Origin of the sequence: Prauserella sp. PE36, assembly GCF_003311655.1 — a bacterium.
GTDB lineage: Bacteria > Actinomycetota > Actinomycetes > Mycobacteriales > Pseudonocardiaceae > Prauserella_A > Prauserella_A endophytica.
In genome coordinates this window covers 39,055-49,346 of the sequence record NZ_QEQT01000061.1, presented here as the reverse complement: position 1 = coordinate 49,346, position 10,292 = coordinate 39,055, and the positions used below count along the sequence as shown (strand labels likewise).

Sequence of the window (10,292 nt, the reverse complement as noted above, 5' to 3'; positions counted from 1 at the left end):
AGGCCGCGGCTGATGATGGTCTTCTGGATCTCGCTGGTGCCCTCGCCGATGAGCAGGAACGGGGCCTCCCGCATCAGGCGTTCGATCTCGTACTCCTTGGAGTAGCCGTAACCGCCGTGGATGCGAAACGCCTCCTGAGTGACCTCGGCGCAGTACTCGGAGGCGAGCAGCTTGGCCATCCCCGCCTCCACGTCGTTACGCACGCCGGCGTCCTTCAACCTCGCCGCGTTCACCATCATCAGATGAGCGGCCTCCACCTTGGTGGCCATCTCCGCCAGCTTGAACGCGATCGCCTGATGCTCGGCGATCGGCCTGCCGAACGTGCGGCGCTGCTGGGCGTACTCCACCGCCAGCTCGAACGCCCGGATCGCGATCCCACACGCCCGCGCCGCCACGTTCACCCGGCCAACCTCGATGCCGTCCATCATGAACGCGAACCCCCGCCCCGGCGCCTCACCCAGCACCCGGGAAGCGGGCACCCGGAACCCGTCGAACACCGCCTCGGTGGTGTCCACCCCCTTGTACCCCATCTTCTCGATCTTGCCCGGAATCGACAGGCCGGGCGCCACCTCGCCATAGCCCTCCGGCTTCTCCACCAGAAAAGCCGTCAGATTCTGATGCGGCTTCTCCCCACCCTCGTCGGTCCTGGCCAGCACCGCGATCAGATTCGACGTGCCCCCGTTGGTCAACCACATCTTCGAACCGTCGATGACATAGTCATCACCGTCCCGCCTGGCACGAGTCTTGATCGCCGCCACATCCGAGCCCAGATCCGGCTCCGACATCGAGAACGCCCCACGCACCTCCCCGGTGGCCATCCGCGGCAGATAACGCTCCTGCTGCGCCCGAGTGCCATGCTGACGCAGCATGTAGGCCACGATGAAATGCGTGTTGATCACCCCCGACACACTCATCCACCCACGGGCGATCTCCTCCACCACCAACGCATACGTCAGCAGCGACTCACCCAGCCCACCGAACTCCTCCGGGATCATCAACCCGAACAGGCCCATCTCCCGCATCCCCGCCACGATGTCCGCCGGATACACATCCCCATGCTCCAGCTCCTGCGCATACGGAACGATCTCCTTGTCCACGAACCCCCGCACCGTCGACAAGATCTCCTGCTGCACATCGGTCAAACCAGCGGTCTGCGCAAGGCGGGCCATGGGAAAGCTCCTTCGAATGGGACGGGTCAGGGCAGGATGAGGGTGACGGATTCGGCCACGCAGGCCGGTTTGGCGGCGTCCTCGAGCTCGAGGACGTATTGCGTCCGCAGCTGCGAGCCGGTGTCGAGGTCGCGCAGTTCCACGAACGAGGCCGTGGCGCGGACCCGTGAGCCCGCGGGCACGGGGGAGGGGAACCGGACCTTGTTGAGGCCGTAGTTCACCCTCGCCGATCCGGCGTCGAGCCGGAACAGCCGCTTGTTGAACAGCGGCAGCAGCGACAGTGTCAGGTAGCCGTGGGCGATCGTGCCGCCGAACGGCCCGGTGGCGGCGCGCTCGACGTCGACGTGGATCCACTGGTGGTCGCCGGTCAGCTCGGCGAACGCGTTGATCCGCTCCTGGGACACCGGTTCCCACTCCGTGGGTCCCAGCTCGGTGCCGAGCCGGGCACGCACGTCGTCGAGCGAGGTCAGGACGGTGGGGCTCACGCGACCACCCTTTCGAAGATCGCGGCGAGGCCCTGGCCCCCGCCGATGCACATGGTCTCCAGCCCGTAGCGGGCCTCGCGGCGCTGCAGCTCCCTGGTGAGCGTCGCCAGGATCCGGGCGCCGGTGGCGCCGACGGGGTGGCCGAGCGAGATACCCGAGCCGTGGACGTTGAGCCGCTCGAAGTCGCTCTCGCCGAACTTCCACTCGCGGGTGCAGGCGAGCACCTGCGCCGCGAACGCCTCGTTCAGCTCGATGAGGTCCATATCGGACAGGCTGAGCCCGGCGCGGGCGAGCGCGGCCTCGGTCGCGGGAACCGGCCCGATCCCCATGACCTCTGGGCCGACCCCCGCCACACCCCACGACACCAGGCGGGCCAGCGGCCGCAGGCCCAGCTCGGCCGCCCGATCGGGGTGGGTCACCACGCAAACCGCGGCCGCGTCGTTCTGCCCGCTGGCGTTGCCTGCGGTGACCGTCGCGTCCGGGTCCTGTTTGCCCAGCACCGGGCGCAGGCCGGAGAGGGTCTCCAGTGACGCGTCGGCGCGCGGGTGCTCGTCGGTGTCCACCACGACGTCGCCCCTGCGGGAGCTGACGGTCACGGGGACGATCTCCTCGGCGAACACGCCGGACCGCTGCGCAGCCACGGCCCGCTGGTGCGAGCTGAGCGCGAGCCGGTCCTGCTCCTCGCGGGGAATGCCGTACTCGCGGCGCAGGTTCTCCGCTGTCTCCAGCATCCCGCCGGGCACGGGGTGGTGCCGCCCGCCCGCGGTGACGCGACCACGGGCCAGCCCGTCGTGCAGCGTCACGCCGGGGCCCTTGACTCCCCAGCGCATGTCCGTGGAGTAGAAGGGCACGTTGCTCATGCTCTCGGCGCCACCGGCGATGATCACATCGCTCGCCCCGGCCTGCACCTGCATCGCCGCCTGCACCACCGACTGCAGGCCGGAGCCGCACCGCCGGTCCACCTGGAGGCCCGACACCGTGATGGGCAGGCCCGCGTTGAGGGCCACGACCCGGCCGATCGCCGGTGCCTCGCTGTTGGGGTAGCAGTGGCCGAGGATCACCTCGTCGACGGCGGCCGGGTCGAGGCCGGTCCGGTCGAGCAGGCCGCGGAGCACGGCCTCGCCGAGCTCCGCCGCGGTCACGCTCTTCAGCGAGCCGCCGAAGCGGCCGATCGGGGTCCGCACCGGTTCGCAGATCACCGCGTCACGCATGGTTTCTCACCTTTCGCTGTCGTGTCGAGGCCCGCTCACATGAAGCGGCCGCCGGTGACCTCCAGCACCGTGCCGGTCATGTACGAGGAGAGGTCGCTGGCGAGGAAGAGTGCGACGCTCGCGACCTCCGACACCTCGCCAGGGCGCTGCATGGGGATTTCGGCCATTTTCTGGTCCCACGCTTTCTGCGGCATGGCCTCCGTCATCGCCGACCGGATGAGGCCGGGCTGGATGGCGTTGACGCGCACGCCGTGGTGGGCTATCTCCTTGGCCGCCGCCTTGCTCAAGCCCACGATGCCCGCCTTGGCCGCGGAGTAGTTGGTCTGGCCGACCATGCCGACCTTGCCTGACAGCGAGGAGATGTTGACGATCGCGCCCCCCTTGCGCTCCCGCATGATCGCGGCGGCCTTGCGGGTGCCGTTCCACGTGCCCTTCAGGTGCACGTCGATGACCTGGTCGAACTGCTCCTCGGTCATGGTGCGCATCGTGGCGTCGCGGGTGATGCCCGCGTTGTTCACCAGCACGTCCAGCGAGCCGAACGTCGCCAGCGCCGTGTTCAGCAGGGTGTCCACTTCGGACGCGTCGGTGACGTCGCAGCGGACGGCGACGGCCACCTCGGGCCCGCCGAGCTTGTCCGCGGCGGCCCGTGCGGCGTCAAGGTCGAGGTCGCCGAGGACGAGCCTGGCTCCCTCTCGCGCGAACTGCTCGGCGATGGCGAAGCCGATGCCCTGTGCCGCGCCGGTGATCACCGCGGTCCTGCCGGCCAGTAGCGCCATGGTCGTAGCGTTTCCCTTCCGTCGTCTCTCGTCTCAGTGTTGGCTCTCGGTGGGGCCGGACACCAGTCCGGCGTCGTGCAGCCTGCCCAGCTCCGCGGCGGACAGCCCGAGGTACCGGCTGAGCACCTCGTCGGTGTCGGCGCCGAGCAGGGGAGCGGGCCGAGGGGGCTGCGTGCTGCCCGACCAGCGCAGCGGCCCGGCGGCGGCGACCATCGCGCCGACGCCCGGCTGGTCGATCTCGGTGACGATCGAGCCGGGATCGGCCAGCGCGAGCGTCGCCGCCTCGTGCGTGTCCCGGTACGGGCCCCACAGCACCCTGGCGCGGTCGAGCCGCTCACCGATCTCGGTGAGGCCACGGCCCTCGAACCACGGCCGCAGGATCGCCTCGATCGTGTCGCGGAGCCGGTAGCGGTCGGACTCGGTGCTGAGGTCGGCGTCGAAAACCGGCTCGAGGGCCGTGAACACCTCCGTGGTGCCGGTCGCCGCGCACAGCGCGTCCCACTGGCCGGGCGTCAGCGCCAGCACCATCACCCGCCGCCCGTCGGCGGTCGGGAAGTCCACGCCGAAGCTGCCGAACGTGTGGTTGCCGTGGCGGGGCCTGCCCCGGCCCGCGAGGCGCGCCTCGGCCAGCCAGCCGAGGTTGCCCACCGCCGCGAGCGCGACGTCGCACAGCGCCACGGTGATGCCCGAGCCCTCACCGGTCGCGGCACGCCGGTGCAGCGCCGCGAGCACACCGGTCGCGGCGGTCATGCCGGTGAGGAAGTCCCACGCCGGCAGCACATGGTTGACGGGCGCGGCATGGTCCTGCGGCCCGGTCATGTCCGGAACGCCGACCTCGGCGTTCGCCGTATAGTCCACCGCGGGCTTGCCGTCCGGTTTGCCCTGGACATGCACGTGGATCACGTCGCGCCGTCGCTCGGCCAGCTCCTCGTAGCGCAACCGGGTGCGCCCGGCGACGTTGTCGAGGTAGATGCCGTTGGCCGGCCCGTCGGCCGTGGCGAGCGCGGCGAGCAGTTCGCGGCCCTCGGGGGCGCGGAAGTCGAGCGCGACGGAGCGCTTGCCCTTGTTGAGGTTGTTCCAGTAGAGGCTCGTGCCGTTGGGCGCGACCGGCCAGCGTCCGTGGTCGCCACCGCCCTGCGGCAGGTCGACGCGGATGACCTCGGCGCCCAGTTGCGCCAGCGCCATCCCGCCGGAGGGGCCCGCCACGAACGTCGCGCATTCCACGATGCGCAGTCCGGCGAGGGGAGTGTCCGGTGTGCTCACGAAAAGGTCGGCTCCCTGTCCTCGAGGAACGCCGCGCGCCCTTCCGCGGAGTCCCTGCCGTGCCCGGCCAGTGCGACCACGACGCGCTCCGCTTCCAGGAACGCCCCGCGAAGGACGCCTCCGCCCAGCCGGACCAATGACTTGGTGAGTGCGTTGCTCTCGCTCTGGCCCGCGAGGGCGTGGCGGCCGTGCGGCCGGTTCAGAGTCACCGCGGTGATGCCCGCCTGGACGGAACAGTGCACTGCCTGCCCGTCGGGCATCCCAACCTCCGTCATCGCGGTCTCGCTGCTCGTATGTTTTATAACCTAGATATATGATCCTGCATAGTCCCTGGTGAGAGGCGCAGGTTACAGTTGCTCGAACGGAACCGGAGCGCCTCGGCGCTCCCCTGGCAGCAGTGAGGGTCGACGACATGAGTCAGGCGTCCAGCCCGCCCCGGCGCACCCGCTCCCGGCCTGCCCGCGTACCGAAGCGGGGCCTGCCCGACGAGGTGGCCACCTACGTGCGCGAGCTGATCATGTCGGGGCAGCTGCGGTTCCCCGAGTTCGTGCGGCTGGAGCGGATCGCCGACGAGCTCGGCGTGAGCGTCACCCCGGTGCGGGAGGGCCTGCTCACCCTGCGGGCAGAGGGGCTGCTGCAACTGGAGCCCCGCCGCGGGTTCATGGTCGCCCCACTCTCCGGCGACGACATCCGCGACCTGTTCTGGGTGCAGGCTCAGCTGGAGGGCGAGCTCGTCGCGCGGGCCACGCCCAGACTGACCGAACAGGACCTCGCGGCGCTCGACGAGATCCAGGCGAGCCTCGCCGCCGCGCTCGCCGACAACCGGGTGGAGGAGATCGAAAGCCTCAACCACGAGTTCCACAACCTGCTGGCGCGAGCGGGCAGGTCACCGAAGCTGACGTGGTTTCTCGCCCAGTCGGTCAAGCACACGCCTTCGCGCTTCTACGAGACGATCGGCGGCTGGGTGCAGGCGTCGGTGAACGACCACTACCCGATCCTGGAGGCACTGCACGCGCGCGACGCCGAGGCGGCACGCGCGGCGATGCTCGCCCACATCCACAATGCGGGCGAGCTGCTCAGCCGCCACGTCGACAACCGGCTCACCGGCGGACAGGCGGACTGACCGGGCGCTTCGCCACCGGTCGGCGGATCGCGCCGGCGGCCCCGGCGGGCAGCGCGTCCGGCTCGCAGGGCTGCGGACCTGGTTGAACACCTCCGGGCGTGGCCGCTGCGCGGCGTGGCCCGCGGGGCGGCGTCGCCGGGAAGTGTGCTGCGTGCACTCCGAGGGGAGCAGCGGCGCGCCGGTCGTGGTTCCCGCCAGGGGCGGCGCCTAGGCTCGGTGCATGGCGAGGTACTTCGACGTCCACCCCGACAACCCGCAGACACGTTCGATCGGCAAGGTGGTGGAGATCCTCCGCGGCGACGGGTTGATCGCGTACCCCACCGACTCGTGCTTCGCGCTGGGCAGCCAGCTCGGCAACCGCGACGGCATCGACCGGATCCGCTCGATCCGGCAGCTCGACGATCGGCACCACTTCACTCTCGTGTGCCAGGACTTCGCGCAGCTCGGCCAGTTCGTGCACATCAACAACGCCGTGTTCCGGGCGATCAAGGCGGCCACGCCCGGCAGCTACACATTCATCCTCCCCGCCACCAAGGAGGTGCCGCGCCGGCTGCTGCATCCCAAGAAGAAGACCGTCGGCGTCCGCATCCCCGAGCACACCGTCGCGCTGGCGCTGCTGGCCGAGCTCGGCGAGCCGATGCTGTCCAGCACCCTGCTGCTGCCCGGCGAGGAGGAGCCGCTGACGCAGGGCTGGGAGATCAAGGACCGGCTCGACCACGTGCTGGACGCGGTGATCGACTCCGGCGAGTGCGGCACCGAGCCCACCACGGTGGTGGACTTCTCGGGCGACGAGCCCGAGATCGTGCGCGCCGGCGCCGGCGACGTGGCCCGGTTCGCCTGACGCCGGTGCCCAGCCGCAGTGAAGGCCACCTAGCCTGCGTTCAACGCAGGCATGGTGGCCTTCACTGCAGCCGGCGAGCTGGACGGTGTCAGAGTGCGCGCTGCCTGCCCGCCCAGTACGGTGCGCGCAGGGTCCGCTTGAGGATCTTGCCGGTGGCGTTGCGGGGTAACGATTCCGCGACGTCCACAGTGGCCGGGCACTTGTAGCGGGCCAGGCGCTCCCGGCAGAACTCGATCACCTCGTCCTGGTCGATCGTCGCCCCCTCGACAGGGACGAGCACGGCCTTCACGGTCTCTCCCCACTTGTCGTCGGGGACGCCGATGACGGCGCACTCTGCCACGCCCGGGTGCTCGGCCAGCACCCGCTCCACCTCGGCGGGGTACACGTTCTCCCCACCCGAGATGATCAGGTCCTTCACCCGGTCCTCGATGTAGAGGTAACCGTGCTCGTCGCGGCGGCCCGCGTCGCCGGTGCGCAACCACCCCGCCACGATGGTCGCGTCGGTCTCCTTCGGCCGCCGCCAGTAGCCGCCCATGACCTGCTCTGACCGGACCTGGAACTCGCCCAGCTCGCCGTCTGCCACCGGATCGCCGGTCGCGGGGTCCACCACGCGCACCTCCACGCCGCCGACGGGTAGCCCCGCCGAGGCGAGCCGCTCGGGGTGCGCGGTGTCGCGATGGTCGTCGGGGCCCAGCACGGCGAAGACACCGGAGGCCTCCGTCATCCCGTAGACCTGGTAGAAGCCGACCGGGAAGACCTCCATCGCCTTGCGCAGCAGGGGCGTCGGCATGGGTGAGCCGCCGTAGCCGAGGCAGCGCAGGGACGAGTAGTCGAAATCGGCGACGCCGGGCACCTGGAGGAAGAAGCCGAACACGGCGGGCACGAAGAACGCGTGGGTCACGCGCTCGGGCCCGAACGTCGCCAGGATCTCGGCGGGGACGACCTCGCGCACCACGATCGTCTCGCAGCCCATCGACATGCCCGCGAGCGCCCAGCTGGTGCCGCCGACATGGAACAGCGGCATCGCCACCATGTTGACCGAGTCGCGGGTGAAGCCGAACGCGTCCGCGGCGGCCGCTGAGTGTGCGGCCAGCGAGCGATGGGTCAGCATCGCACCCTTGGGGTGGCCCGTGGTGCCGGAGGTGTAGAGCTGAAGGAAGCAGTCGTCCGGCTCGGCGTGGTGGCCGGGCTCGGAGTCGGTGCCCGAGCTCAGAAACGCCTCGTAGTCGTCGTCCTCGCCGCCCACGGTGATCACGCGCTCGACGGCGTCGAGGTCGTCACGGATCTGCTCGAGCACGGGCAGCAGTTCGGCACCGGCGAACACCACGCGGGCGCCGGAGTCGTTGAGCACGTAGGCGAGCTCCGCCGGGGCGAGCCGGAAGTTCACCACCGCGTTGACCGAGCCGGCCAGCCCGCAGGCGAGCGTCGTCTCCAGGCACGCTGCGTGGTTCTTGTCCACGAACGCGACCCGGTCGCCGGGGGCCAGCCCGGCCGCGGCCTGCGCCGTCGCGTTGCGCCGGACGCGGGTGGCGAGCTCACCCCAGGTCCAGGCCCGTTCGCCGAACCGGAGCGCGGTCCGACCTGGGTCCTCCCGCTCCCAGTGGCGCACCATGTCGAAGACGTGACCGCTGTCGGTCATCGGCGACCTCCCGGCTCAGCTCGCGTCGGTGGTGAGCACGCAGTGCGTGCCCCGGTAGATCGTGGGCATGCACTTGTTGCAGTGTATGCACAACGAGCGCGCCGAGGGGTCGGCTTCGAGCCGCCGCGGCAGGTCCGGTTCCCGCAGCAGCGCCCTGGCCATCGCGACGAACGCGAAGCCATGCCGCATGGCCAGTTCCATCGTCTCGACCCGCGTGATGCCCCCGAGCAGGATCAGCGGCAGGTCCACGGCCGCGCGGAACTGGAGCGCCCGGTCGAGCAGGTACGCCTCGCGGTAGGGATAGGCACGCAGGAAGGTGTCACCGGAGAGGCGGATCGCCCAGCGCAGCGGGGGAGGGAACCGCGCGGCGAACTCGCGAAGCGGCACGTCGCCGGTGAACAGGTACATGGGGTTGAGCAGTGAGCTGCCCGCCGTCAGCTCGAGCGCGTCCACGGTGCCCTCGGCGGCGAGCCACTGTGCCACCTGCACGCTCTCGTCGAGCCAGAAGCCGCCTGCCACGCCGTCGTCCATGTTGAGCTTGGCGGTGACGGCGATGCGGTCGCCGACGGCCTCACGCACGGCCCGCGCTATGCCGAGGGCGAGCCGTGCGCGGTTGCGCAGGTTGCCACCGTAGCGGTCGCCACGCCGGTTGAGCTTCGGGCTGAGGAAGGCGCTCGCGAGGTAGTTGTGTCCTAGGTGGAGTTCGACGGCGTCGAATCCGGCGTCGATCGCCACCAGCGCGGCGTCGGCGTGCGCCGCGGTGATGCGGTCGAGGTCCTCTGCGGTGGCGGCGCGGACCATGCGCAGGCTCAGCGGGCTCGGCAGCCTGCTGGGGCCGAGCGCGGGCACGCCGTTGGACGCCGCGTTGGCGACCGGGCCGGCGTGCCCGAGCTGTGCGCTGATCGCCGCGCCCTCCCGGTGCACGGCGTCGGTGAGCCTGCGCAGCCCCGGCACCGCGTCGGCACGCATCCGGAGCTGATGCCGGTCGGTGCCGCCCTCGGGAGCCACCGCGCAGTACGCGAGGGTGGTGAGCGCCGTTCCGCCTCGGGCGACACGGACGTGGAAGTCGACCAGCCGGTCGGTGACCTCGCCGTGCGGTGTGGCGCCCTCGAACGTCGCGGCCTTGATGATCCGGTTACGCAGCCGTACGGGGCCCAGCAAGGCGGGAGCGAAGACGCCGGTCATGGCGCGTCCAGACCAGCGGCGACGAACGAGTGCAGCGCCTTGTAGGCGGCGCGGCCGGGCCGCGGCGGGTCGGCCGCGGGGTCGGCGAAGGTGTGCAGCACGAGGTCGAAGGCCAGCAGCCAGCGCCTGCCCGCGACCGAGGCGCTGAGGTCGGGCCGGGCGGCGCGCAGGAGGCTCACCCAGGGCCGGAGGCCGAACCAGTCCGATGTCCACGTGACGTCCCAGCGGCCGAGCACCACGCGGGCCAGCAGGGACAGCCGCAGGCGGCCCGTGGGATCGCCCGCCAGCTCGGCCAGCGGCGCCAGCACCACCTCCACCAGCTCGCCGACACCGGGCGGCGCACCGGTTCTCCTTCGGGCGGTGAGCTCGGCGAGGCCGTCCTGCCAGAGCGGGGCCAGTCTGCTCTCCAGCAACGCGGCGACGAGCGCCTCCTTGGAGCCGAAGTGGTAGTGCACGGCGGCGGGGTTCATGCCGGCGGCACTGTTGATGGCCCGCACGGATACGGCGTCGTAGCCGTGTTCGGCGAACAGGTTCTCGGCGACGTCGAGCAGGCGCTCGCGCGTGCCGGGCGTCGCGGTGGTGGCCATGGCACTCAGTGAA

General features: G+C 71.0%; 11 protein-coding genes. 2 read left to right on the top strand and 9 right to left on the bottom strand.

Going from position 1 to position 10,292, the window contains the following annotated elements; genetic code table 11:
* From DI005_RS15395 to DI005_RS38975, 6 genes are all read right to left on the bottom strand, one after another.
* A partial coding sequence (locus tag DI005_RS15395) for an acyl-CoA dehydrogenase family protein (protein ID WP_113641238.1) occupies positions 1-1,169 on the bottom strand: 1,169 nt, incomplete at its 3' end.
* A gap of 26 nt (positions 1,170-1,195) precedes the next feature.
* A complete protein-coding gene (locus DI005_RS15390) occupies positions 1,196-1,654 on the bottom strand; it encodes a MaoC family dehydratase (RefSeq protein WP_112270361.1) in 459 nt (152 codons plus the stop codon).
* Positions 1,651-2,865: an acetyl-CoA C-acetyltransferase gene (locus DI005_RS15385; protein ID WP_113642601.1), complete on the bottom strand. Its 1,215-nt coding sequence runs from the start codon at positions 2,863-2,865 to the stop codon at positions 1,651-1,653. The genes DI005_RS15390 and DI005_RS15385 overlap by 4 nt, the downstream gene beginning before the upstream one ends.
* A 35-nt stretch (positions 2,866-2,900) precedes the next feature.
* A complete protein-coding gene (fabG, locus tag DI005_RS15380) occupies positions 2,901-3,641 on the bottom strand; it encodes a 3-oxoacyl-ACP reductase FabG (protein ID WP_113642599.1) in 741 nt (246 codons plus the stop codon).
* 33 nt (positions 3,642-3,674) lie between these two features.
* Positions 3,675-4,904 (bottom strand): CoA transferase, encoded by a 1,230-nt coding sequence (locus tag DI005_RS15375; protein ID WP_233520150.1) that lies wholly within the window; start codon positions 4,902-4,904, stop codon positions 3,675-3,677.
* Positions 4,901-5,179, bottom strand: coding sequence for a hypothetical protein (locus tag DI005_RS38975; RefSeq protein WP_233520149.1), 279 nt, complete (start codon positions 5,177-5,179; stop codon positions 4,901-4,903). Before DI005_RS38975 ends, DI005_RS15375 begins: the two co-directional genes overlap by 4 nt.
* Before the next feature lie 137 nt (positions 5,180-5,316).
* Between DI005_RS38975 and DI005_RS15370 the strand changes: the two genes are divergently transcribed.
* Together DI005_RS15370 and DI005_RS15365 are read left to right on the top strand one after the other, a co-directional pair.
* Positions 5,317-6,027, top strand: a complete 711-nt coding sequence (locus DI005_RS15370) for a GntR family transcriptional regulator (protein ID WP_112270674.1) — start codon at positions 5,317-5,319, stop codon at positions 6,025-6,027.
* Positions 6,028-6,247: 220 nt separating this feature from the next.
* Complete coding sequence (locus DI005_RS15365) at positions 6,248-6,868, top strand: L-threonylcarbamoyladenylate synthase (protein WP_112270365.1); 621 nt, start codon at positions 6,248-6,250, stop codon at positions 6,866-6,868.
* Between the two features lie 88 nt (positions 6,869-6,956).
* On the opposite strand, the gene DI005_RS15360 is transcribed toward DI005_RS15365, so the two are convergent.
* Genes DI005_RS15360 through DI005_RS39585 form a run of 3 tightly spaced genes read right to left on the bottom strand, consistent with a single transcriptional unit; the run spans position 6,957 to position 10,279 of the window.
* Positions 6,957-8,507, bottom strand: a complete 1,551-nt coding sequence (locus tag DI005_RS15360; RefSeq protein WP_113642595.1) for a long-chain-fatty-acid--CoA ligase — start codon at positions 8,505-8,507, stop codon at positions 6,957-6,959.
* 15 nt (positions 8,508-8,522) lie between these two features.
* On the bottom strand, positions 8,523-9,692 hold the full coding sequence (locus DI005_RS15355; RefSeq protein WP_113642593.1) for an NADH:flavin oxidoreductase: 1,170 nt from the start codon (positions 9,690-9,692) through the stop codon (positions 8,523-8,525).
* The gene (locus tag DI005_RS39585) at positions 9,689-10,279 is read right to left on the bottom strand and encodes a TetR/AcrR family transcriptional regulator (protein ID WP_113642592.1); all 591 of its coding nucleotides are present in this window, start codon (positions 10,277-10,279) and stop codon (positions 9,689-9,691) included. The genes DI005_RS15355 and DI005_RS39585 overlap by 4 nt, the downstream gene beginning before the upstream one ends.
* Positions 10,280-10,292 lie beyond the last annotated feature (13 nt).

Bases quoted from the DNA above. Each gene is read 5' to 3' on its own strand.
- DI005_RS15360 (WP_113642595.1), bottom strand. From the start codon at position 8,507: ATGACCGACAGCGGTCACGTCTTCGACATGGTGCGCCACTGGGAGCGG.
- fabG (WP_113642599.1), bottom strand. From the start codon at position 3,641: ATGGCGCTACTGGCCGGCAGGACCGCGGTGATCACCGGCGCGGCACAG.
- DI005_RS15370 (WP_112270674.1), top strand. From the start codon at position 5,317: ATGAGTCAGGCGTCCAGCCCGCCCCGGCGCACCCGCTCCCGGCCTGCC.
- DI005_RS39585 (WP_113642592.1), bottom strand. From the start codon at position 10,279: ATGGCCACCACCGCGACGCCCGGCACGCGCGAGCGCCTGCTCGACGTC.
- DI005_RS15385 (WP_113642601.1), bottom strand. From the start codon at position 2,865: ATGCGTGACGCGGTGATCTGCGAACCGGTGCGGACCCCGATCGGCCGC.
- DI005_RS38975 (WP_233520149.1), bottom strand. From the start codon at position 5,179: ATGACGGAGGTTGGGATGCCCGACGGGCAGGCAGTGCACTGTTCCGTC.
- DI005_RS15355 (WP_113642593.1), bottom strand. From the start codon at position 9,692: ATGACCGGCGTCTTCGCTCCCGCCTTGCTGGGCCCCGTACGGCTGCGT.
- DI005_RS15365 (WP_112270365.1), top strand. From the start codon at position 6,248: ATGGCGAGGTACTTCGACGTCCACCCCGACAACCCGCAGACACGTTCG.